Here is a 24,642-nt window from a genome sequence, read left to right as displayed (position 1 = left end):
ATTTTTTGCTGATTCACTTTGTTCTTTTTCATATGCTTCTACCATCCCTTTAACAAAATCTTCAGGGTGATAAAAAGATATATATTGACATGCGTCTGCTATACTTTGTATTATATCTTGTTCGGTAATCACTTTTGTTTCTTCAGCCATATTATGCTCCTTTAACAGTTGCTAACTTTCTTCTCATATAAGCAATTTTGTTTTGTAATGGTAAGTGTTTAGGGCAAGTATCTTCACATCCAAGTAAAGTCATACAACCAAAAATACCATTATCATCACCGACTAATTCATAATAATCATCAGCGGTTCTTTCATCATGTGGGTCACATTCAAATCTTGCAATTCTATTAAGACCTACTGCCCCAACGAAATCTTCTTTTATAAGTTTAGTACCACAACCAGCAACACAACATCCACACTCAATACATCTATCAAGTTCAAATACTTCATCTGCAACTTCTGGTTCAATTGGTTCTTCTAATGCTGCAATATCAACTTCATGAGAAGTGTGAATCCATGATTCAACTCTTTTAGACATTGCATCCATCCAAACACCAGTGTTAACTGAAAGGTCTTTGATTAGTTTAAATGTTGGTAGAGGTAATAACATAATTTCATTTGGTAAATCTTTTGTTAATGTTCTACAAGCCAACTTAGGTCTTCCATTAATCATCATCGCACAAGACCCACAAATACCAGCTCTACAAACGAAGTCAAATGAAAGACCAGCATCCATTGATTCTCTAATTTGAGTAAGAGCCAGATAGATAGTCATACTATCTGTCTCTGTTATTTTATAATCTTGAAAATATGGTTTTAAATCAGTTCCTTGAGGATTATATCTAAGAACTTTGATTGTCAATTCTCTAGCCATTATTTTACTCCTAATCTTTGATTTTTTCTTTTATATTCTGGTTGTAATGGGAACGGCATTAGAGCATCTTGAATCTCATATCTGTCTTTACCCTCAGCAGTTAATTTATCAGTTAACTCATCAACCTCTTTTTGTCTTACTGCACTTAGTTCATTTTCTATAATCATACCCTTAGCACCATAACCTCTAAATCCTGGAGGGATTTCCATAGTCATAATATCAAGGTCTTCATATTCAACTGTTGGCATAGTATCACCATCTTTCCATGAAGTAAGTGTTCTTTTTAACCAATTTGCATCATCTCTTTTTGGATAATCTTCTCTTGTGTGTGCACCTCTAGATTCTGTTCTATCTAAAGCACCTTTTGCTACACAAAGTGCAACTTTAAGCATCATTGGAACTCTATATGCTTCTTCTAATTCAGGGTTTGCACTAAGTTGTTTATCTTTAATACCAATATTTTTAGAAGCGATTAATAACTCTTCAAGTTCAGTTACTGCTTTTTGTAATCCAACACCATCTCTAAAGATACCAACATATTCTTGCATTAATTTTTTCATTCTATTTTTGATTCTAAACACATCTTCTGTACCTTTTCTAGATACAAGTTCATTCATGTAAGCTTCTTTTTCATGAACAAATTTTTCAATAGTTTCTGTTTTAATATCAATTTGTGTCTCTATACAATAATCTGCAAAATAGTTACCTACAATCATACCTGCAACAACTGTTTCAGATACTGAGTTACCACCAAGTCTATTAAATCCATGCATATCCCAACAAGCAGCTTCACCAGCAGAGAAAAGACCTGCTAAAGTTGGAGATTCACCAGTTGGTTTAGTTCTAATACCACCCATAGAGTAGTGTTGCATTGGAAGAACTGGAGCCCATCCTTTTGGTCCCTCATCAGCTGGGTCAATACCTGCAAAGTATTCACAAATCTCTTGAACATCTCTTAGGTTTCTTTCAATATGCTCTCTACCTAAAATAGAGATATCTAACCATAGGTGTTTACCATATGGAGAATCAACACCTTTACCTTTTCTAATATGTTCAATCATTCTTCTTGAAACAACGTCTCTTGATGCTAAGTCTTTTTTCTCTGGCTCGTAATCTGGCATAAATCTATGTCCATCTACGTCTCTAAGAACTCCTCCATCACCTCTACATCCTTCAGTTAATAAAATACCTGATGGGAAAAGTGGAGTTGGGTGGAATTGAACTGCTTCCATGTTTCCAAGTTTTGCAACACCTGTTTCTAAAGCAATAGCTGTACCAATACCTTCACAAATTACTGCATTTGTAGTAATCTCATAAACTCTACCATATCCACCAGTAGCAATAAGAGTACCTTTAGCAACATAAGCCATAATATCACCAGTGATAAGATCTCTTACAATAGCACCATAACATCTATTATTGTGGTGAATAAGTCCGATAGCTTCTTTTCTATCTTCAATATTTACATCTCTTTTTAACGCTTCATTTGCAACTGCAAAAAGCATTGTGTGACCTGTTGCATCAGCTGTATAACAAGTTCTCCATTTTTTTGTACCACCGAAGTCTCTTGAATTAATAAGACCATGTTTGTTAGCATCTTCATGGATAGTTGTTCTTTTTGTATTGATTACTGCTTCATGGTCACCTTTTTTAATTCTAGTCCAAGGCACACCCCAAGCTGCTAATTCTCTAATTGCTTTTGGTGCAACTGTTACGAACATTCTTGCAACTTCTTGGTCACATCCCCAGTCTGAACCTTTTACTGTATCTGTAAAGTGAACATCTTCATTATCACCCTCAGACATTTTTGCATTACCTAAACTTGCTTGCATACCACCTTGAGCTGCAGCACTGTGAGATCTTTTTACTGGACAAAGACTTAAAACTGTTGTACTAAGTCCTTTTTGGGCACAGGCAACACCAGCTCTTAAACCAGCTAGACCTCCACCTATTACTAATGAATCACAATATTTAATTATCATTTTTATACCTTTTTCTATTCTTATTTTTCTAAAACTTTTGAATGAGAAGTTGGTACATATTTTTCACCAACATTATCACTATGCTCAATACCAATTTTGATATATGCTAATAAAGTTATAACACCTAAAGTCATGAAGAAATAGCTAAGTAGTTTTTTTACATTTAAAAGTTTTGCTCTTGTTTCTTTTGGGTTAGCACCATCAAACCATCCCCATTTCATAGCAGCTCTATAAAGACCAACTGAACCATGAATTTCAACACAAATTAATAAAACCATATATAAAAGCCACATATGTTCGCTTACAACTCTATCAGCACTTGCATATGGTCCGATATTTTGTGGTTGTGTAAACATGATATATAAGTGAATAGTTGCAGCAAACATCATTACTAAACCAGAAATCCATTGAAACATCCACATTGATGTATCTTTATGATTCATTAATTTTGCGTGTTCTCTAACTTTGATATAAGTTTTATACGAAGTTGGGAATTTTCTAACACCTAAAATTGCATGTACAATAAATATTGCAGAAATTATTGCAACAAAAATAGAAACAATAAAAGGAACTCCTCCATCAAAGATGAAATCTAATTCAAACGCTTTTGTAACAGCGTGCATCACATCTTTACCTAATAAAATTGTTGATACGAACATCATATGTCCCATCATAAAAAGTGCTAAAATTACACCAGAAGCTGTCAGCCATTTATCTAATTTTGCAGGTGTTCTACTTTTTTTACCTTCAGCAGTAACATCTGTATAGGCTTCAATAACTCTATCCATTTTGTCTCCTTTGAGAAATTTTTATGTTTTGATTTTGGAAGTTTACATAGACAAAATGACTTTAAAGTGATGTCTTTGAAAAAAATAAACTTATTTTTAAATTTAAGTTAAATTTTATATAATCTTATTTATGAGTGAGTAAAGTTGATTTAATGGGGGGCTCAAAGTAGTATAAAATACTACTTTGATTTAAAATATCTGTTAGTTTCTTCTGTAATTACTTTAGAAAGTAAAAGTAGGGCTATTAAGTTAGGGATTGCCATAAGTCCATTTGCTAAGTCTGAAAAGTTCCAAACAAGTTTAAGTTCAGTCATTGCTCCAACAACTATAAAACTTACAAATACAATTCTATATATTTTTATAGAACTATCTCCAAAAATATATTCAAAGGCTCTTTCTCCATAATATGACCACCCAAGAATTGTTGAATAACCAAATAAAACTGTGGCAAAAACTACAATAATAGCACCAAAATCTCCTAAGAAGAATTCAAAACTTTTTAGTGTTAATTCCCCTGCATTTACACCTGTTGTCCAAATTGGAGCCATTAATATAATTAAAGCTGTCATTGTACATACAACCAAAGTATCAATAAAAGTTTGAGTCATTGATACTAATGCTTGTTTTACTGGATCATCGGTTTTAGCAGCAGCTGCTGCTATTGGAGCTGAACCAAGACCTGATTCATTTGAAAAAACACCCCTTGCAATACCATATCTAATAGCAGCTGCCACTGCTGCACCTGCAAAACCTCCACCAGCTGCTATAGGATTAAAAGCATGGTAAAAGATAAGATAAAATGCATTACCAACTTTGTCAAAATTTAAAATAATAATTGAAATTGATGCTAGAAAATAAACTAAAATCATAAAAGGGATTAAAAAAGAAGTTGTTTTTCCAATTGATTTAATTCCTCCAATTATTACAAAAGAAGTAATTGTTAAAAGAATAACTCCCGTTAACCACATAGGTACTGAAAATTGTGAAAATATAGCATTTGCAACGGCATTAGCTTGGGTCATATTTCCAATACCAAAAGAAGCTAAAACTGTAAATAGAGCAAAAAGAAAAGCTAATTTTGGCATTTTGGCACCATTAGTAAGATAATACATTGGTCCACCTTTAAAGCCGTTTTCCCCTTCTTCTCTATATTTAACTGCTAAAATAGCTTCAGAGTATTTTGTTGCCATCCCAACTAAACCTGTAACCCACATCCAAAAAACTGCACCAGGTCCACCAAAGGTAATTGCTGTTGCAACACCTACTATATTTCCAATACCAACTGTGGCAGCTAAAGCTGTCATCAAAGCTTGAAAATGAGTAATATCACCCTTTCCATTTTCCTCTTTAGTAAATATCAATTTTACAGCATGTCCCAATGCCCAAAATTGCATCCCTTTTAATCTAATACTTAAGTATAAACCTGTTCCAACAAGAAGTACGAGCATTGGTACTCCCCAGACAAAGCTAGAAGCGCTTGATATAATCTCATCTAAAATTTCCATTAAATGTCCTTTTTAATAAAGCTTAGATTTTAACTTAAATTTAGTTAAGAAAAATTAAATAATAAAATTGTTAAAGAGAATATATACTAAAATAATAGTTAAATACGATAAAAATTACTAAAGGAAAAATATTATCCATTAAATTAATTTTGATTAACCTATTACTCAAAAAAGATTAGGTATTATATCACCTTTCAAATAGGTGCTTGAAATTATGGACAATTTTTCATTAGTATAAACAAGAAAGGATTATTTTATGTTAGATTTAGCAATTATTGGTGGAGGTCCTGCAGGACTTACAGCAGGTTTATACGCAACAAGAGGTGGTTTAAAAAACGTAACAATGTTTGAGATGGGAATGCCTGGTGGTCAAATTACAGGTTCTTCAGAGATTGAAAACTACCCAGGTCAAGGTGAGATTATGTCTGGTATGGACTTAATGGCAAACTGGCCAGAACAAGCAATGAAGTTTGGTTTAAAGCATGAGATGAATCAAGTATCTAATGTAGTAAAAGAGGGTGATATTTTTAAAGTTACTACTGCAGACGGTAATATTCAAGAAGCTAAAACTGTTTTACTAGCAACAGGTTCTGTTCCAAGACGTGCTGGATTTAAAGGTGAAAATGAGTTCTTTGGTAGAGGTATTTCTACTTGTGCAACTTGTGATGGTTTTTTTTACAAAGGTAAAGAAGTAGCTGTAATTGGTGGTGGTGATTCTGCTATTGAAGAAGCAGTATATTTATCAAAAATTTGTTCAAAAGTTTATCTTGTTCATAGAAGAGATACTTATAGAGCAGCACCAAGTACAATTGAGCATATGAAAGCTTGTGAAAATATAGAAGAAGTTACTAATGTAATGGTTGAAGAAGTTTATGGTGATGCTATGGGTGTTACTGGACTTAAAGTAAAAAACAGAGAAACTGAAGAGATTAGAGATTTACCAGTTCCTGGTGTATTTGTATTTGTAGGAAGAGATGTTTTAAACGAACCAATTAAGCAAGAAGATGGAAGCTTCTTATGTGATGTTAACGAACAAGGTGAAGTTATTGTTGACCTTAAAATGAAAACATCAACTCCAGGTTTATATGCTGCTGGTGATGTTAGAATTGATGCAGCAAAACAAGTTGTATGTGCAGCCGGTGACGGTGCAACAGCAGCTGTTAATATTATTGAATATATTGGATAAAAGAAAAGGAAAATAACGTATGATTAATGTAGGTGTAGTAGGAAGTACAGGTAGAGTTGGTTCTTTATTAATTGATGATTTACAAAGTGATGAACAAGCACAACTATCTGCTTGTCATGTTTTTGATGAATTAAAAAAGAGCGTTCCAGAAGGTACTGTAGTAACAAATGAGATGAAAGTTTTATTAGAATCTTCTGATGTTGTTATTGATTTTTCTGCTCCAGTTGCAACTGAAAGCTTACTTACAGAGATTGTTGAAAATGGTGGAAATAAACCATTAGTTATTGCTACAACTGGATTTAATAAACATCAGCAAAATTTACTTTTAGAAGCTAGTAAAAAAGTACCTATTTTATATGCAACAAACATGAGTTTAGGTGTTGCTGTTTTAAATAAGCTTGTTTCACTTGCAAGTAAAACTTTAAGAGAGTTTGATTGTGAAATTGTTGAACAACACCATAGACATAAAGTTGACTCACCATCTGGAACAGCACTTACTTTAGCTGAACATGCAGCAAGGGCAAGAGATCTTGATTTAGATTCTGTAAGAGTTTCTGGAAGAGATGGAGTTATTGGTGCAAGAACAAAAGATGAAATAGGTGTAATGAGTTTAAGAGGTGGTGATATCGTAGGACGACATACAGTTGGTCTTTACAATGATGGAGAGTTTATCGAACTTCATCACACTGCAACTTCAAGAAATACTTTTTCAAGAGGTGCAATAAAAGCAGCGAAGTGGCTTGTTAATCAAGAGCCTGGATTATATTCAATTAATGACTGTTTAGGTCTATAAAATTTAAATAGGATAAAATAAATCATATGTGCGCAATAGTTGGAATTTATGGAAATGATAATGCTGCAAGACTAGCTTCTTTAGCTCTTTTTGCAATGCAACACAGGGGTCAGGAAGCTACTGGAATCTCTTCTTCTTTTGAGGGTAAAATTTATACAAAAAAAGATAGAGGTTTAGTATCTGAAGTATTTGATGATAAGGCATTGTCTTACTTAAAAGGTAATATGGCAATTGGTCATAATAGATACTCTACTGCTGGTGGAGATTCTATTTTAGATGCTCAACCTGTATATGCAAAATATAAGTTGGGTGAAATCTCAATTGTTCATAATGGAAATTTGATTAATAAAAATCAAGTTAGAAATGAACTAATTAATAATGGGGCAATTTTTCAAACTGGTATGGATACTGAAAATTTAATCCATCTAATTGCTAAAAACTCAAAAGATAGATTAAGAGATAGAATTGTAGAAGCATTAGAGAAAACTATTGGGGCATATTGTTTTATTATTCAATCAAGAAATAAACAATTTGTAATTAGAGATAGATATGGAATTAGACCTTTATCTTTAGGAAAATTAAAATCTGGTGGGTATATTGTTGCAAGTGAAACTTGTGCATTTGAGCTTGTAGATGCTGAGTTTATTAGAGATATTAGACCAGGAGAGATGCTTATTTTCTCTGATAAAACAGATGAATTAGAATCAATCCAATTATTTGAACCAGAATTTAGACCATGCGCTTTTGAATATGTATATTTTGCAAGACCAGATTCAGTTATAGATGGTAAAAATGTTTATACTACTAGAGAAAATATGGGTAGAACATTAGCAAAAAATGATAAGGATAATGGAATAAAAGTTGATATGGTTGTTCCTGTTCCTGATTCTGGAGTTCCAGCGGCATTAGGATATTCAAACGAAAGTGGAATTGATTTCAAATATGGAATTATTAGAAATCACTATGTAGGTAGAACTTTTATTGAACCAACTCAAGAGATGAGAAGTATGAAAGTTAAAATGAAACTTTCTCCTATGAGATCATTAATTGCAGGAAAATCTTTACTTGTAATTGATGACTCGATAGTTAGAGGAACTACTTCTAAAAGAATAGTTAGAATGTTAAAAGAAGCTGGAGCTAAAGAGGTACATTTTAGAGTTGCAAGTCCAGAGATTAAATATCCATGTTTTTATGGTATAGATACACCTTCAAAAGAGGAACTAATTTCAAGTAGAATGACTAAAGATGAAGTTTGTAAATATATTGAAGCAGATACTTTAGAATACCTATCTATTGACGATTTAAAAAATTCAATAGGTGCTGGTACAAATTATGCATTAGAGAGTTTTGACGGTGACTATTTCGTTAGGAAATAAGGAAAACTCAATCAATAAAATTAAAAACAAAGAAGTTCTTACAATAGGAAGATACTTTAGAGAAAAATTTGGAGAAACAGTTTATAAAACTCCAATATCAATCTCAGGTTTTACTTGTCCAAATATTGATGGGACAGTTGCAAAAGGTGGATGCACCTTTTGCGAAAATGATTCTTTTTCTCCAAATCTGCAAGAGAAAAAACCAAGCTTTAAACTTAATCCAAGAGTTGAAAAAAATCCTTTTTTAGATAACCAATTAAAACAATTAGAACTGCAATTTAATGCAACAAAACAAAGACTTACTAATAAATTTGGTGCAAATAAATTTATAGTATATTTTCAATCTTTTACAAATACTTATGCTCCTTTAGAAACATTAAAAGCTTTATATACAAAAGCACTTTCTTTTGATAATGTAATAGGTCTTTCAATTGGAACAAGAACTGATTGTATGACAGATGAAATTTTAGACTTTTTAGAAGAGTTAAACAAAGAAAAAGAGATTTGGGTTGAATATGGGATTCAATCTTTTTATGATGAAACCTTGGAAAAAATCAATCGGGGTGATGATTCAGCTAATATGTTTAAATGGATTAACAAAACTAAACAAAGAGGTTTAAAAGTTTGTGGGCATTTAATTTATGGACTTCCTGGTGAAGACCAAAAAATGATGTTAGATAGTTTTAACAAAACCCTTGAGTTAAAAGTAGATTCGATTAAATTTCATCCTTTATACGTAGTTAAAAATACTCTATTGACAAAAGATTATAAAAAAGGAAAGTTTACACCAATTTCTGAAGATTTATATGTTGATACAGTGGTTAAATCAATTAAAAATTTACCTGAAAATGTATCAGTTCAAAGGATTACTGCTGGAATTGATGATTCAACTTTATTATCACCAATGTGGTGTAAAAATAAACACTCTCAAATAAGTAAGATTAGAAAAGCTCTAATAAAAGAGGGATTAAAGTATTAAAATAAATACTAAGAGAAAACTCTTAGTATTTTATCTTTCTATTTTAAGTAAATAGTCAACTACATTTTCAATAAATGCATCATGTTTTCTATCTTTTCTATAGGCAATATATAACTTTCTAGTCATTTTGTGATTACCTATTCTTGATTCATATAATGCACCAGCATTAATTAATGATTCAATAGCATTTCTTGAAACAATTGAAACTGTTGGAGTATCATTTTTATCTGAGTGTAAAACTGTTTGAACAATAGTTGTTGCACTTGTAACTTCACTTGTTACATTAAATGTATCACAATCAGGATAGTTAGCCTTGTCTAAAACATCTTTGAAAATATGTCTTGTATGTGAATCTGGATTTCTACATACCCATCTATAAGATAATAGATCTTCTGCTTTAGCTTTTGCTGGTAATTCTTGATTTGAGAAAATTACAATCTCATCATCCATCCATTCTCTATAGATAATCTCTTCATCTGGAACATAATTTTCAACTAAAGCAATATCAATTTTTTTGTCTAATAAATCTTCAATAGCTTTATGTGAAACTGAAACATTAATAGAAACATCATTATTGATATTTTCTTTTAACTTATTTAAAAATCTAGGTAAAATATAATTACCAATAATAAAAGAAGCACCAAATACAAAAGTAACATCTTTGTTCATTATTTTTAATAGTTCTTTTTCACCATTGTTAACACATCGTTCAATTTTTTGAGCGATTGCATATAGCATTTGACCCTCTTTTGTAAGTCTAATACCATTCTTCTTTCTATCTACAACTTGAACATCAAGGTAGTTTTCAATATATCTCATTTGTTGTGTAACAGCTGGTTGAGAAATACCCAATTTTGAAGATGCTTTAGAAAATGATTTTTCCCTTACTACAGTCAAAAAAGTTTCTAATTTTGCGAAATCTGTAAGCATTCTTATAACCTTTAATAATATCTGATGATAATTATAACATTAGTTTATACATACAATTATTAAATGAATTAATTCTTTTATGAAAATTTTGTTATAATATATATAATATTAAGCTATTTTTCTGGGTTTAGTATTAATATTGGAGATAAAATGTCAGATAATTTTTTAAATTCGTTAAATGATTCGCAAAAAGATGCTGCCATTCATATAGATGGTTCATTACTTATTTTAGCAGGTGCAGGTTCAGGTAAAACAAAAACAATTACTACAAGATTAGCTTATCTTATTTCAATAGGGATTGATCCCTCTACCATATTAACATTAACTTTTACAAATAAAGCTGCTTCAGAGATGAGAGAAAGAGCATTTAGAATGATTGACCCTTCAATGATTAATACACCTCCATTACTTTGTACTTTTCATAAATTTGGACTTTTATTTTTAAAATTTCATATGAGTGAACTTGGAAGAAAAAACTCTTTTATTATAATTGATAATGATGATAAAAAAAGAATTTTAAAATCAATAGATAAAGAGATTACAACTTCACTTTTAGTTTCAGAAATCTCAAAATATAAAAATACTCTAATAACTCCAAGTGAAGCAAAGTCAACTGCTCAATTAAAACTATATCAACAAATTGCAGATATCTATGAAAAATATGAAGCTTATTTATTAAAGAACAATCTTGTTGATTTTGATGATTTACTTTTATTACCATATATGATTTTAGAAAAAAATGAAGAATTAGCAAAAGAAACAAGTCAACGATATCAATATGTTATGGTAGACGAGTATCAAGATACAAACGAATTACAATATAAACTATTGAGAAAACTTTGCTCTACACACAATAATATATGTGTTGTGGGTGATGATGATCAATCTATTTATGGATGGCGTGGTGCTACTATTAAAAATATTTTAAATTTTTCAGAGCATTTTGAAGATACAAAGGTTGTTAAGCTAGAGGAAAACTATCGTTCAACAAATACAATTTTAGAACATGCTAACCAACTTATTGAACATAACAGAGATAGATTAGGTAAAAAACTAATTGGAACAAGAAAAAAAGGTGATTCAGTAAGGGTATATGAATCACATGATGAAAATGAAGAAACAAGAAAAATAATTGATGATATAAAAAAACTTATTGCTTCGGGTGAATCTGCAAAAGATATTGCCATTTTGTTTAGGGTTAATGCCCTTTCTAGATCACTTGAAGAGGGTTTTAATAAAGCAGGAATTAGTTATAGACTTATTGGTGGAATGAAATTCTACGAAAGAGCAGAGATTAAAGATTTAATTGCTTATTTTAGAATTTTAACAAATACAACTGATAACTTTTCATTAAAAAGAATTATTAATAAACCAAAAAGGGGAATTGGAAAAACTACAATTGATAAACTTGATGCAAAATCAGTTGAGCTTAAAAAACCAATTTTTACAATATTAGAAGAGTACAATGCAGATGAACTATCAGCTATTGTTGGAAAGAAAAACTCAAGAACTTTAAAAGTATTTATGGCATCAGTTATGGATTTAAGAGAAGCTTTAGAAGAATCGAAAATGAGATTTTTAGATTCTTTTGAAGATACTTTTGATTACAGAGCTTCATATGACAATGTTCCCGATGGTTTTGATAGACAAGCAAATATTGATGAGTTTTATGGATATATTAGAGACTATTTTATTCAACATCCCCATTTATCATTGGAAGATTTTTTAAATGAGATTGCTTTAGATTCAGAAAATAGTGAATTAACAGACCAAGCTGTTTCAATGATGAGTATCCACTCATCAAAGGGTTTAGAATATAAACATCTTTTTATTATAGGTCTTGAAGAGGGATTTTTCCCAATTACAGGAGATGGTAGTGATATTGAAGAGGAAAGAAGATTAGGTTATGTAGGAATAACTAGAGCAATGGATACCTTAACTATGTCTTTTGTTCACTCAAGGTTTTACAAAGGGAAGAGGGCAACACTTTTAAAAAGTAGATTTTTAAGTGAAGCTGGTCTTATAAAAGGAAGTTTGCAACTTGAAAAACACTCAAATTACAAAAAAGGTGATTTAGTTCAACACAAGATTTTTGGAATGGGAAGAGTGCAAAAAGCAACTAAAGCTGGAAAAGATTATAAGCTTACCATAAATTTTGGTGGACAAAGAAGAGACATCCTTTCAAGTTTTGTAGAAAAAATCTAGAGATAAAATTTAAAACTAAATGCAAAAAAAATTATATGATAATAAACAATTAAATAAATTAATTGTTGTAAATAAACCTTTATTTAGAAGTTCAAATTCATATTTAAATGAGATAAAAAGAAAATATAGAAATAAAAAAGCAGGATTTAGTGGAACACTTGATCCTTTTGCTTGTGGATGTTTAATTGTTGCTTTTGGACAATATTCTAAACTATTTAACTACTTGAAAAAAACACCTAAAACATATCGTGCAGTTATCTGGTTGGGTGCAACTTCCCAGTCCCTTGATATTGAAAATATAATTGATATTAAAGATGAACAAAAAGTTGATAAAACTTTATTAGAAAAAGAGATAAAAAATTTAATTGGAATACATGAGTATTTTCCTCCAAAATTTTCAGCAAAAAAAATTGATGGTAAAAGAGCTTACGATTTAGCAAGAAATGGTGAAGAGGTTAAGATGAAAAAATCGAGTATGGAAATTTTTGATACAAAGTTTATCTCTTATAAACATCCTTTTATTACATTTGAATCAACAGTTAGTGAAGGTTCATATATTAGAAGCTTAGCTCAGATATTACTTGAAAAATTAAATAGGGTAGGAACCCTTTCATATTTAAATAGATTAAATGAAGGTAAGTTTTGTTTTGAAAATGAAAAAGATTTAAATCCATTAGATTTTTTAGATTTAAAAGAGAATAAATATTTTGGAGATAAAAGCTATTTTGATAATGGAAAGAAAATTTTAGTGGAGTATTTTCAATATAAAGATGATGGAAAATATCTTGTTAAATTTGAAGACTTTTTTAGTATAATCGAAATTGAAAATAAAGAAGTGAAATATTTATTAAATAAGGTGTTATGTGGTTCGTAAGAGTTTTTCTAAAGTAAATATATTTTTAAAGATTGCTGGTAAAAGAGATAATTATCACGAATTAGTTTCAAGATTTGTAAGAGTGCATACTTTATATGATGTAATATCATTTGAAGGGGGCTTTTTCAAAGATTTTACTCTTGTTGGAAAGTTTGGGTGTGAAACTAAAAAAAATACAATATATAAAGCTTATGAAAAATTAAAAGAGATTTCACCTAAAGTTGAAGAATATTTTAAAAAAAATTGTGTGATAGTTGATAAAAGAATTCCAGAGTTTGCAGGACTTGGTGGTGGAAGTTCTAATGCTGCAACATTTATGATTATGGTAAATGAAGTTTGTGATTTAAATTTAAGTAAAGATGAACTTTGTAGTATGGCAGCACAAATAGGTGCAGATGTTCCATTTTTTGTATATGAGTATGATAGTGCAAATGTTACTGGAATTGGTGAAATAGTAGAAAAATTTGAAGAAGAGATTTTAGATATTGAGGTTATAACACCAAAAGTTGAGTGTAACACAGGAGAGATTTTTAAAATATTTAGAGATAAATTTTATAAAGAGATTTCAAAAGATGATACAGAAAAGTTTTTAAAGATGAATTCAATTGATATATTACAAACACTAGATATATATGAAGCAAATGATTTATTTGCTCCTGCAAGTGAGGTTTATCCTGAATTGAATAACTATAATAAAGAGAGTTTTTATTTTAGTGGTAGTGGAAGTTCATTTTTTAAGCTTTCAAATAGGAATAAATAATGGCAAAAAAAGAGACAAATAAAACTCAAGTATTTAAAAATAGAAAAGCCTTTCATGATTATGAGATTTTAGAGACTTTAGAAGTTGGAATTGTTTTAGAGGGAAGTGAAGTAAAAGCAGCAAGAGAGGGAAGGGTTAATCTTAAAGATAGCTTTGTTAGAATAATCAAAAATGAAGTTTATGTTTTAAACATGCACATCACACATTTAAGTACCACTCACTCAACATATAGACCTGATGAAAGAAGAGCAAGAAAACTTTTATTACATAAAAAACAAATTGAAAAGTTTTATAGTAAAGTGACTAAAGAGGGAATTACCTTAATTCCATTAAAAATGTATTTTAATTCTAAAAATATGATTAAAATGCAAATTGCAACTGCAAAAGGTAAGAAACTTCATGATAAAAGGGAAGACTTAAAAGAAAAATCTATGAATAGAGATATACAAAGAGCCTTAAAAAACTATTAAAATATTATTTTTGTGAAATTTTTATAAATAAAATAGAGCATAATTAAAAAATAAAATAAAACTTAAGAAAAAATATTTGTTAAATTATTAAATAGAAGTGTTAATTTTTTGTTAATTTTAAGTTTTTGTTCGTTAAGATAACCCGATAAGTGACAAAAAAGTGACTTTAAAAAAATTAGTAGGAGGAGATTGATGCAAAACGGTGCACGAATCGAGTATGATTACTCAATTGCAAAAGCGTTTACATTTGCAACAATTCTGTTTGGTATCATTGGTATGACTGTTGGTGTTATACTTGCATTTCAACTTGCGTTTCCAAGTTTAAACAACTTAGCAGGTGAATATGGTACTTTCAGTAGATTAAGACCTTTACACACAAATGGTGTGGCATTTGGTTTTACATTAAGTGGAATCTTTGCTTCATGGTATTACATATCGCAAAGAATTTTAAAAGTATCTCTTAAAGAGTCGCCATTTTTAATGGGTGTAGCTAAGCTACATTTTATTCTTTACTTCATTACAATTCTTTTAGCTGTTGTAACTCTATTTATGGGTATTACAACTTCAAAAGAGTATGCTGAATTAGAATGGCCTTTAGATATTCTTATTGTTGTATGGTGGGTACTATGGGGTATCTCAATTTTTGGTATGATTGGTATCAGAAGAGAAAGAACTCTATATATTTCAATGTGGTATTTTATAGCATGTTTCATCGCAGTTGCTATGTTACACCTATTTAATAATATGGAAGTTCCAACTGCACTAGTTTCTGGTTATGGTTCATGGATTCACTCAGTATCTATGTATGCTGGTACAAATGATGCTTTAGTTCAATGGTGGTATGGACATAATGCTGTTGCATTCGTATTTACTACACCAATTATTGCTATGATTTACTATTTCTTACCAAAAGAGTCTGGACAAAATGTTTACTCATATAAGTTATCTATTTTAGCTTTCTGGGGATTAATGTTCGTATATCTTTGGGCAGGTGGACACCACTTAGTATATTCTACTGTTCCAGATTGGATGCAAACTATGGGTTCTGTAATGTCTGTTGTATTAATTTTACCATCATGGGGATCAGCTATTAATATGCTTTTAACTATGAAAGGTGAGTGGCAACAATTACAAACTAATACACTAATTAAATTTATGGTATTAGCTTCGACATTCTATATGTTATCAACAATTGAGGGACCAATTCAATCAATCAAATCTGTTAATGCTATTGCTCACTTTACTGACTGGATTCCAGGTCACGTGCATGATGGTGTTTTAGGATGGGTTGTATTCATGATTATGGCTGCACTATTCCATATGGCACCAAGAATGTATGGTAGAGAAATCTACTCTAAATCGTTAATGGATACTCAATTCTGGTTACAAACAACTGGTATTGTATTATACTTTACATCTATGTGGATTGCAGGTATTACTCAAGGTATGATGTGGAGAGCATATGATGAATATGGTTCTTTAGTTTATTCATTCATTGATACAGTTACTGTATTACATCCATACTATACTATTAGAGCTGTTGGTGGGTTATTATACCTAATTGGATTCTTTATGTTCGCATACAACATGTACAAAACTGCAACTGCAGGTAGAGTACTTGATAAAGAACCAGTAAATGCTTCGCCAGTAGCAGCGTAAGAAGGAGGGTAAAATTATGTTTCATTGGTTTGAACAAAGACCGTTTTTCTTTTCGGTACTATTATTTATATTTATAGCATTTGCAGGTATTGTAGAAGTTATTCCTGATTTTGCTAAACAATCAAGACCAACTGTTGGTACAAAACCATACTCTGTACTTGAATTAGCAGGAAGACATGTTTATATTAAAGATTCTTGTAATGCTTGTCACTCTCAGTTAATTAGACCATTTAAATCAGAAACTGATAGATATGGTATGTATTCACTTTCTGGTGAGTATGCATATGATAGACCTTTTCTTTGGGGATCAAAAAGAACTGGTCCAGATTTAATGAGAGTTGGTAATTATAGAACTACTGATTGGCACGAGAATCACATGATGGATCCAGCTTCAGTTGTACCAGGTTCAATTATGCCTGCGTACCCACATCACTTTACAAACATGGCTGATTTAGATACAGCTTATGGTGAAGCTTATACAGTTAAAAATGTATTTAATACTCCATATGATGTAGATATTGATGGTGATGGAAAAGTTGATGTAGAACTAGGTGATTATGATACAGCTATTGCAAAAGCAAAAGAAGAAGCTAAAGCAATTGCTGCTGATATGAAAAATCAAGCTGTAAAAGACGCCGTGGCTAACGGTCAAGTTCCTGAAATTGTTGCATTAATTGCATATTTAAATTCTTTAAAATAAGAGGTTAAAATGGATCAAGAAACCCTGCTTACTATACAAGGATATGCGAAGTTTTTCCTAATCCTTGTTGTATTCATTGTATTTTATTCTTATGCGTTTTCTATTTATAGAAGACAAAAAAAAGGTGAAAGAGATTTTGAAAAATATTCAGATCTGGTACATGATGATAGTATAGCAGCTGATCCTCTCGAAAAAAGAAAAGAAGAACAAGAGAAAAAAGAGAAGGAGATATAATTATGAAATCTATGGTTATAGGTGGAATTATTCTTATCGTTGCTCTAATCGCAGGAACTTACATAGTTGCAGGTGATGCTTTAAGCAGCGATATTTCAATAGAAAGTAGTTTAACATTCTTAGGTGCAATTTGTGTAATTACTATTACTGTATTTGTAGCACTTAAATATGTAAATCAAATTAAAAATGACACAGCTAGTGGTGAACTATCTGAAGAAGCGTGGGATGGAATTGGTGAATATAAAAATGAAATCCCTACTGGATGGGCTTTAGCTTTTGTTGGTACAATGGTTTGGCTAATGTGGTACTGGACTGTAGGTTATCCAACAAATGGTTTCTCACAAATTGGTCAATGGAATGAAGAAGTTAATGAGTATAATGCAAGATTTGAATCTAAATGGGAAAACCCAACTAATGATACATTAGTTGCAATGGGTGAGTCAACATTCTTAGTTCAATGTGCACCTTGTCATGGTGTTGATGCTGAAGGTATCAATGGAAAAGCTCATAACTTAACAAAAAGATTTAGTAAAGAGCAAGTTGTTCATGTTATTAAAAATGGTGCAAATAGTTTAAAAACTGCATATCCTGCAGGTATGCCACCAATGATGTTAACTGAAGAAGCTGATATTAACGCAGTTGCTGAATATGTTGCAGGTGGATTCAAAGGTGAACAACCAGCTATGTATTCTGTATGTGCTGGATGTCATGGTGCTGATGGTGCTGGTATGGCATTTGTTGCTCCAAATATCAAAGCATATGATGATGCTTTAGTTACTGCTGTTTTAACTGACGGTAAAAAAGGAAGCATTGGTATGATGCCAAGTTTCAAAGGTAGATTAAACGAAACTCAAGAAAAAGCATTAGCTGCTTATATTAGAAGTTTAGGAGAGTAAGATGGCTGGAAACACTCAAATGAATGATAACGAAAGAGGATTATTTTCTCTGTTACACGGAATCACAGGAATGTTAATAGCAGTAGTATTACTTTTAACTATTCTTGCAGTTTTAGTTTTCAACGCAGTTGTGGTACAACAAAGAGAAGCGCAAAATTTCTATAAAGTAAACCAAGATTTAAATGGTTTAAAAGCTGTTGATAGAAATAACCACAAGCACTATGAATTAGTTGGGAAATAAGGAGAAACAATGTTATACAGATTAATTTGGCTAGGTATGGGAATCATGGCAGTTTTATCAATCTATTTAGGTTTCTTTGATTCAACTAGAGTATTCGTTGGTTAATGAAAAGTTTAAATATTAATATAAAAGTAGCAGTATTCTCACTGCTACTTTTTTTAACTACTCAATCTTTCGCAAGCAAATTCGTTTTAAATGATGGTGGATTAATTGACCCAAGAACTATTACAAAAGTAGAAGAGATTGGTTCTGAATCTGAAGCAAAACTTGGTGTAAATATTTACACTTATGTTAAACAATCATTTGGATTACCAGAAAATACTCCAACAAAAGATAAAATTAAATATATAAAAGATTATGAAGCTCAAATTATTCCTAGTTTGAAAAAACCTTATGTTCTACTAACAATGTCAGTAGAAGACACACATGTAAATTTAATTGTATCTTCAAAGTTAAAAGAAATCGTAGATAAAAATGAGATTTTAAACGACTATGTTGTACCATTGCTTGCTTCAAAAGATAAGAACTCAATTTATGCAAAAGCGAGTGCAGCTGTTTTAAATGGTTATGCAGCTATTGCTGATACTATTGCCGAATCAAGGGGAATAAAACTTGAAAGTAGTATAGGAAGTTCAGGTAAAGTAGCTGGAACTATTTGGAGAGTATTTATGTACTCTTTAGTAGTTGTAGGGATTTTATTATATACTTTTGCAGTTTTAAGAAGAAAAAAATAGGATTTTAAAACAATGAAAAGAAATTATTGGCCTTTGTTTTTTATAGGTATATTTTCTTTTGTATTTGCAATGATTGTATGGACAATTATGTCAGCATCTAAAGTTCCAGTAAATAAAGATGAAACATTTTTAACTTCATATCAAGATGTTGATAACAACTACAATAAAATAGTACATTCAAATGAAAACTTTGAAAATAAATACGACTTTAAATTAAGTGTAAATGGAAAACAATTCGGTTTAGTTTATAAAGATATGTTTTTAGCTCAAAGAGTGATAGAAAAAGTATCAAAACATAAAGATATTTTTAACTTTGGAACAAAAAATGAAGTTAATATAACTATTAGCGATAAGAAAACAGGAAAAAATATCGAAAATTTTGATGTTAAATTAAGAATATCAAGACCAACAAATCATGATGCAACTATGGATTTTAATGAAAAACAATTTAAAGTTGATTTACCACTAAAAGGAAATTGGAATATCACAGGACAAGTGAAAGTTGCTGATGATATTGGATATTTTTATATAAAATCTAATGCAAGATAATTTACTTTCAAAGAATAAAAAACTTTTAGTATATCCAACTTCAAGAGCTATTAGAGAGTATGTAAACTCACAAAAAGAGTTTGATACTCTATTGCCTTCAATTATCACTATTGATGAACTTTTTAAAAAATCTTTATATTTTGACAATTTAAAATTAATTGATGAAGAGGAAAGATTCCTTTTTTTAAAAAAAGCTGTTCAAAACATAGATTTAAATCAAATTGGAATCTCAAGTACATTTACCCACTTTATAAAACAAAGTGATTATATCTATAGATTTTTTTTGGAATTAGCAAGTGAAGGTGTTGATATTGATACAATCTCAACTTCTGATACTTATGGCTTTTATTCTGAACATTTACAATTATTAAAACAAATTCAAAAAAACTATTTAGATATATTAGAAGAAAATAGTGCCATTGACAGATTAAATATTTCAAAGTTTTATAAAATAAATGAAAATTTTTTAGAAAGATACCAATCAATAGATTTGGTTTTTGAAGGATATTTTACATCTTTTGAGTTTGAACTTATTAAGAGTATTTCCAAAAAAGTGAATTTGAATATTGAATTCATTTATAATAAATTTAACAAAAAATCAATTGAGAAGTTTATTAATTATGGTTTTACTTTAGAACTTAACTATAAATATAAAATAGATTTCTCAAATAAAAAAATTATAGAAAAAAGCGAACTCTTATCAAAATATGATAGTTTAGAGATAAAAGGTTTTTCTTCAAGAATAAATCAGATAGCTTATATAAAAAAATCAATTGTTAATTTAGTTGAAAAGGGTATTGAGCCATCAAGAATAGCTTTAATTTTACCTGATGAATCATTTGCTTCTACAATCTCACTTTTTGATAAAGAAAACTATTTTAACTATGCTATGGGTTTAAATATTTATACTACAAACTTGTATAAAATTATTGATGCAATTAATTTATATATAAATGAAGATGAGATAAAAAATATAAAAAATCTTGAGTTTTTAAATCTAGATATAAATGAAATAGATAAATTATTTAAAAATAACTGGAATAAATACCTTACAATCGATATGTTTGAAAATATTATTGGATTTTTTATTTCAAAGGAATCAAACAAAGAACTTCTTGAAAAGTTTAATGAAGCTATATATAAATTGTACAAACTATTTTTCACAATAAATGAAAAGATTCTTCTAAAAGAAGCATATAAAATCTTTAGTCAAAAAATAAGTGAAATAACCCTTGATGATGTAAATTCTGGAAAGATAACTGTTATGGGTTTACTTGAAAGTAGAAATATAAAATTTGATGGACTTATAATTTGTGATTTTAATGAAAGTTTAATTCCAAAAAGAAGTGTTAAGGATAAGTTTTTATCCTCTTCTATAAAAGAAAAATCAAATTTGCCAACACCTCTTGATAGGGAAAATTTACAGAAATACTATTATGAAAGACTAATCTCGAATTCAAAAAATGTGATTATCTCTTATATAAAAAATGATAGTGAACAAATAACAAGGTTTGCAGATATCTTATTTGATATAAAAATAGATGAAAAACTTTATGACAATGAGTATAAACATATATTATTTAAAAATCATTCATTAAAACATTTTGATGAAGAACTTATTTTAGATATAGACCTATCAAAACAAACTTGGAGTGCAAGTTCTCTAAAAGAATTTTTAGAGTGTAAAAGGAAGTATTATTTAAATCATATACTTAAAATAAAAGAGCATGAGATAAGTTTAAAGCCAAAGGGGTATGAATTAGGTAATATTGTCCATGAAACTCTAGAAGAGTATTATAAACAAGAGAATAGAGGTTTACAAAGCTTACTTAATATATTTGACAAAAAAAGAAGTTCAAATCTATTTTTAAATTTAGATTTAGAACTTTGGAGAAAGAAATTTATTGAGTTTATATCAGTTGAAGATGATAGATTTAAAGAAAATATATTAGTTTTAGAACTTGAAAAACCATTTTTATGTGAATTTGAGGGTATAAAAATTAGAGGTGTTATTGATAGAATTGATAAAAAAGATGATAATTATCTTGTAATCGATTATAAAACAAGTTCTTCTTTAAAAATAAACACAAAAAGCAATTTTGAAAAGGCTACTGATTTTCAATTGGAATTTTATTATTTAGCTGTGAAGGAGCTTTTTAAAGCTTCAAATATCAAAAGTTATTATTATGATTTATATAATATGAAACTTTTAGAAGAAACAATGCTTTATGAAAAACTTGATGTTTTAAAAGAGATATTTAAAGAGTTTAAAACTACAAGTGTAAGTTTTGACAAGTGTGATAATAATCAAACTTGTCAATATTGTACTTATAAAACTATATGTAATAGATAATTAACTATTTAAAATGTTTTCAGTTGATTTTCTTATAATAGGTAATCTTTCTTTAATTACATCTTCAACTATATATAAATCTACACCTTCATAATCATGAGCAATAAAATTTCTAAGTTCATAACTTCCTTTAATATCTTGTTTATCAAATTTAGATAGTATTTCTAATTCACCATTATGTAACAATTTATCAAATTGTTCAGATATAGAAGTGAGATGCATTAAAATTGAAGCACGAGAATTTTGTTCATCATCTAATGCTAATCTAATTGAACCTTTTTCTTTGATTATTGAGTTAATAAAATTGATTTTTTTTTGAATAATTCTTATTCTCTCAATGGCTTTAGTACTATACAAAAATTAACTCTTTTTCAATATTCTTTTTTAAATCACTTTTTGAATTTAAATCGAATATATCTATATTTTTATGAAATTTACTTCTAATCTTTTCTTTTATATAAGAAAGTAGTTCAAAATAATTATAGGCACTGTTAGATGATAAATAATCTGGATTTTTTGAAATTGCTATATCAATATCACTATAAATATTTTGATTATTTGTCGCAAAACTTCCAAATAATCCAATCTTGTCAATACCTTTTTTATTCAAATCTAATTTAATCTCTTTAAGATATAAAAGAATATTTTCTTTTGTAGCCTTCATATATACCTTCTCAATAAAAAATAAGTATAATTATATCATAAAATTTTTAGGAACCTGAAACTTGTTTCAGGCTTTAAGAAGATTGTGCAATAAGTACATCTTCAATAATTTTTGTGATATCCCCATCTAAAATTGCATCTACATTTGAATATCCAATATTACTTCTTGTATCTTTTACTTGTTGATATGGTTGAAGTACGTAAGATCTAATTTGATGTCCCCATCCAATTTCACTTTTTTCAATTCCATCTGAAGCTGCTTTTTGTTTTTCAAGTTCTAGTTCATAAAGACGTGATTTTAACATTTTCATAGCACTTGCTTTGTTTTTATGTTGAGATCTATCATTTTGACATTGAACAACAATACCTGTTTTTATATGGGTAATTCTAATAGCAGATTCTGTTTTATTAACATGCTGCCCACCAGCACCACTTGCTCTATATGTATCAATTCTAATATCTTTATCTTCTATTTCGATATCGATATTATCATCAATTTCAGGAGATACCATAACAGATGCAAAAGAGGTGTGTCTTTTTGCATTTGAATCAAAAGGTGAGATACGAACTAATCTATGAATACCATTTTCAGCTTTTAAATAGCCATAGGCATTTTCACCTTTTATGATAAAGGATACATCTTTTATACCTGCTTCTTCACCATCTTGATAATCAAGTAGTTCAATTTTAAAATCTTTTCTTTCTGCCCATCTTAGGTACATTCGGTATAATATAGAAGCCCAATCTTGTGATTCAGTCCCACCAGCTCCTGGATGAATAGAAACAATAGCATTTAAAACATCATCAGGTGAACTTAACATAACAGAGATTTCAGTTGATTTAATTAATTCTTCTAAATCACTCGCTTCTTCAAAAAGAAGTTCAAAAGTATCTTCATCTTTTTCTTCCCCAGCTAATTCATATAACTCATTTGTTCCACTTAAAGCTTCATTTGCTTTATTAAACTTACTAAGTTTACTTAAGATTCTATTTTTTTCTATACCAATTTTTGTGGCAGTTTCAACATCACTCCAAAAATCTTGTGAAGATTCTAACTCTTCTATCTCTTTTAATCTTTTATTTAACTCTTCAGGCTTTAAAATATTTTTTATATTTTCAAGCTTTGTATTTAGAAGTTTTAAAATCTGTGAATATTCATAGGCATCCATTAATTAGAAGATTCCTCTTTTGATTCTTCTTTTGGTTTGAAAGTTCTAATATATGAATATATATTTTTTACATCTTTATTGTGTAATATTTCAGCGTAAGGTTTCATAATAAAAGCTTTACCTCTATCATAATCACCTAATAAATAATCTCTAATTGATAATTGCATATCTTCTAATGAAAGTTCTACAAGAGGTCTAGAACTACCATAAGCTTTTTTCTCTGCTTTTTCACCATGGCATGATTGGCATTGTTTTATATATAATTCTTTTCCACTTCTTGACATTTGAATTATTGCTTCTTTTTTCTTTTTAGCTTGCTCTTGAACTTTTCTTTCTTCAAGTCTTTGCATAATTCTTTGCTCTAATTTTTCTTCATCCATTGTTGATAAAGTTTGAGCCTCTTTTTTTAGAATGTAAATATAGTTTTTACCATTTGTAGATTGTTCTATTTTGATATCTTCAACATTCCAACCATCTTTTTTCATATCAGCTAATGATTTTGTTGAAGAGCATAATCCCCCATCTAAAGGTGTTGATTCGATTGTTGCCATAGAACTGTGGTTTTCTTTAAAACACATTGTTGTTTGAGCTAATAAAGCTGAAGTAGAAAATAAGCTAAAAGCTATAAAAGTTTTGATATTCATCTATTTTAATCCTTTTATTATTTAAAAGGATATTTTATCATAAAAAATCTTTTTTATACTTTTTAAGCCTGAAGTTGT

Annotated in this window: 25 protein-coding genes; 16 read left to right on the top strand and 9 right to left on the bottom strand. The window is 29.5% G+C overall.

What is annotated here, in order from left to right; all coding sequences use genetic code 11:
* Positions 1-151: 151 nt before the first annotated feature.
* From FDK22_RS04385 to FDK22_RS04370, 4 genes are all read right to left on the bottom strand, one after another.
* Positions 152-874 (bottom strand): fumarate reductase iron-sulfur subunit, encoded by a 723-nt coding sequence (locus FDK22_RS04385; protein ID WP_138151671.1) that lies wholly within the window; start codon positions 872-874, stop codon positions 152-154.
* On the bottom strand, positions 874-2,856 hold the full coding sequence (locus FDK22_RS04380) for a fumarate reductase flavoprotein subunit (protein WP_138151670.1): 1,983 nt from the start codon (positions 2,854-2,856) through the stop codon (positions 874-876). Before FDK22_RS04380 ends, FDK22_RS04385 begins: the two co-directional genes overlap by 1 nt.
* A 20-nt stretch (positions 2,857-2,876) precedes the next feature.
* Positions 2,877-3,644, bottom strand: a complete 768-nt coding sequence (locus tag FDK22_RS04375) for a fumarate reductase cytochrome b subunit (RefSeq protein WP_138151669.1) — start codon at positions 3,642-3,644, stop codon at positions 2,877-2,879.
* Positions 3,645-3,823: 179 nt separating this feature from the next.
* Positions 3,824-5,149 (bottom strand): alanine/glycine:cation symporter family protein, encoded by a 1,326-nt coding sequence (locus tag FDK22_RS04370; RefSeq protein ID WP_138151668.1) that lies wholly within the window; start codon positions 5,147-5,149, stop codon positions 3,824-3,826.
* A 256-nt stretch (positions 5,150-5,405) separates the two neighbouring features.
* Here FDK22_RS04370 and trxB point away from each other — a divergent pair, with 256 nt between their 5' ends.
* Genes trxB through mnmL form a run of 4 tightly spaced genes read left to right on the top strand, consistent with a single transcriptional unit; the run spans position 5,406 to position 9,483 of the window.
* Positions 5,406-6,335 carry a thioredoxin-disulfide reductase gene (trxB, locus tag FDK22_RS04365; protein ID WP_138151667.1) on the top strand — a complete coding sequence of 310 codons (930 nt, stop codon included), beginning with the start codon at positions 5,406-5,408 and terminating at the stop codon, positions 6,333-6,335.
* Positions 6,336-6,354: 19 nt separating this feature from the next.
* On the top strand, positions 6,355-7,128 hold the full coding sequence (dapB, locus tag FDK22_RS04360; RefSeq protein ID WP_138151666.1) for a 4-hydroxy-tetrahydrodipicolinate reductase: 774 nt from the start codon (positions 6,355-6,357) through the stop codon (positions 7,126-7,128).
* 26 nt (positions 7,129-7,154) lie between these two features.
* Positions 7,155-8,504 (top strand): amidophosphoribosyltransferase, encoded by a 1,350-nt coding sequence (purF, locus tag FDK22_RS04355; protein WP_138151665.1) that lies wholly within the window; start codon positions 7,155-7,157, stop codon positions 8,502-8,504.
* Positions 8,488-9,483, top strand: coding sequence for a tRNA modification radical SAM protein MnmL/YtqA (gene mnmL, locus FDK22_RS04350; RefSeq protein ID WP_420836714.1), 996 nt, complete (start codon positions 8,488-8,490; stop codon positions 9,481-9,483). The genes purF and mnmL overlap by 17 nt, the downstream gene beginning before the upstream one ends.
* Before the next feature lie 30 nt (positions 9,484-9,513).
* Here the strand turns inward: mnmL and FDK22_RS04345 are convergent, their stop codons facing one another.
* Positions 9,514-10,413, bottom strand: coding sequence for a LysR family transcriptional regulator (locus FDK22_RS04345; protein ID WP_138151664.1), 900 nt, complete (start codon positions 10,411-10,413; stop codon positions 9,514-9,516).
* Positions 10,414-10,563: 150 nt separating this feature from the next.
* Here FDK22_RS04345 and FDK22_RS04340 point away from each other — a divergent pair, with 150 nt between their 5' ends.
* From FDK22_RS04340 to FDK22_RS04285, 12 genes are all read left to right on the top strand, one after another.
* Positions 10,564-12,618 carry an ATP-dependent helicase gene (locus FDK22_RS04340; protein ID WP_138151663.1) on the top strand — a complete coding sequence of 685 codons (2,055 nt, stop codon included), beginning with the start codon at positions 10,564-10,566 and terminating at the stop codon, positions 12,616-12,618.
* 19 nt (positions 12,619-12,637) lie between these two features.
* Positions 12,638-13,492: a tRNA pseudouridine(55) synthase TruB gene (gene truB / locus FDK22_RS04335; protein ID WP_138151662.1), complete on the top strand. Its 855-nt coding sequence runs from the start codon at positions 12,638-12,640 to the stop codon at positions 13,490-13,492.
* Positions 13,482-14,252 carry a 4-(cytidine 5'-diphospho)-2-C-methyl-D-erythritol kinase gene (locus FDK22_RS04330; RefSeq protein ID WP_138151661.1) on the top strand — a complete coding sequence of 257 codons (771 nt, stop codon included), beginning with the start codon at positions 13,482-13,484 and terminating at the stop codon, positions 14,250-14,252. The genes truB and FDK22_RS04330 overlap by 11 nt, the downstream gene beginning before the upstream one ends.
* On the top strand, positions 14,252-14,722 hold the full coding sequence (gene smpB, locus FDK22_RS04325) for an SsrA-binding protein SmpB (protein ID WP_171012911.1): 471 nt from the start codon (positions 14,252-14,254) through the stop codon (positions 14,720-14,722). Before FDK22_RS04330 ends, smpB begins: the two co-directional genes overlap by 1 nt.
* Before the next feature lie 192 nt (positions 14,723-14,914).
* Complete coding sequence (ccoN, locus tag FDK22_RS04320; protein ID WP_138151659.1) at positions 14,915-16,381, top strand: cytochrome-c oxidase, cbb3-type subunit I; 1,467 nt, start codon at positions 14,915-14,917, stop codon at positions 16,379-16,381.
* A gap of 16 nt (positions 16,382-16,397) precedes the next feature.
* Positions 16,398-17,081: a cytochrome-c oxidase, cbb3-type subunit II gene (gene ccoO, locus FDK22_RS04315; RefSeq protein ID WP_138151658.1), complete on the top strand. Its 684-nt coding sequence runs from the start codon at positions 16,398-16,400 to the stop codon at positions 17,079-17,081.
* A gap of 9 nt (positions 17,082-17,090) precedes the next feature.
* On the top strand, positions 17,091-17,315 hold the full coding sequence (locus FDK22_RS04310) for a CcoQ/FixQ family Cbb3-type cytochrome c oxidase assembly chaperone (protein ID WP_138151657.1): 225 nt from the start codon (positions 17,091-17,093) through the stop codon (positions 17,313-17,315).
* 2 nt (positions 17,316-17,317) lie between these two features.
* Positions 17,318-18,211, top strand: a complete 894-nt coding sequence (locus tag FDK22_RS04305) for a c-type cytochrome (RefSeq protein WP_138151656.1) — start codon at positions 17,318-17,320, stop codon at positions 18,209-18,211.
* Position 18,212: 1 nt separating this feature from the next.
* The gene (locus FDK22_RS04300) at positions 18,213-18,452 is read left to right on the top strand and encodes a DUF4006 family protein (protein ID WP_138151655.1); all 240 of its coding nucleotides are present in this window, start codon (positions 18,213-18,215) and stop codon (positions 18,450-18,452) included.
* A gap of 104 nt (positions 18,453-18,556) precedes the next feature.
* Positions 18,557-19,186, top strand: coding sequence for a hypothetical protein (locus FDK22_RS04295; protein ID WP_138151654.1), 630 nt, complete (start codon positions 18,557-18,559; stop codon positions 19,184-19,186).
* A 12-nt stretch (positions 19,187-19,198) separates the two neighbouring features.
* On the top strand, positions 19,199-19,735 hold the full coding sequence (locus tag FDK22_RS04290) for a hypothetical protein (protein WP_138151653.1): 537 nt from the start codon (positions 19,199-19,201) through the stop codon (positions 19,733-19,735).
* Positions 19,725-22,088: a PD-(D/E)XK nuclease family protein gene (locus FDK22_RS04285; RefSeq protein WP_138151652.1), complete on the top strand. Its 2,364-nt coding sequence runs from the start codon at positions 19,725-19,727 to the stop codon at positions 22,086-22,088. The genes FDK22_RS04290 and FDK22_RS04285 overlap by 11 nt, the downstream gene beginning before the upstream one ends.
* Here the strand turns inward: FDK22_RS04285 and FDK22_RS04280 are convergent, their stop codons facing one another.
* The 4 genes from FDK22_RS04280 to FDK22_RS04265 form a co-directional block, all read right to left on the bottom strand.
* Entirely contained in the window at positions 22,089-22,445 is a 357-nt protein-coding gene (locus FDK22_RS04280; protein ID WP_138151651.1) for a HepT-like ribonuclease domain-containing protein, read from the bottom strand. It lies immediately after the preceding gene.
* Positions 22,438-22,752 carry a nucleotidyltransferase family protein gene (locus tag FDK22_RS04275; RefSeq protein ID WP_138151650.1) on the bottom strand — a complete coding sequence of 105 codons (315 nt, stop codon included), beginning with the start codon at positions 22,750-22,752 and terminating at the stop codon, positions 22,438-22,440. Before FDK22_RS04275 ends, FDK22_RS04280 begins: the two co-directional genes overlap by 8 nt.
* A gap of 73 nt (positions 22,753-22,825) precedes the next feature.
* Positions 22,826-23,920, bottom strand: coding sequence for a peptide chain release factor 2 (gene prfB / locus FDK22_RS04270; RefSeq protein ID WP_138151649.1), 1,095 nt, complete (start codon positions 23,918-23,920; stop codon positions 22,826-22,828).
* Positions 23,920-24,564 carry a c-type cytochrome gene (locus FDK22_RS04265; RefSeq protein ID WP_138151648.1) on the bottom strand — a complete coding sequence of 215 codons (645 nt, stop codon included), beginning with the start codon at positions 24,562-24,564 and terminating at the stop codon, positions 23,920-23,922. Before FDK22_RS04265 ends, prfB begins: the two co-directional genes overlap by 1 nt.
* Between the last annotated feature and the right edge of the window lie 78 nt (positions 24,565-24,642).

Origin of the sequence: Arcobacter arenosus, from assembly GCF_005771535.1 — a bacterium.
In the GTDB taxonomy this organism is placed as follows: Bacteria; Campylobacterota; Campylobacteria; order Campylobacterales; family Arcobacteraceae; genus Halarcobacter; species Halarcobacter arenosus.
The sequence above is the reverse complement of the archived record's forward strand: the minus strand, read 5'-3'. Positions and strand labels throughout refer to the sequence as shown.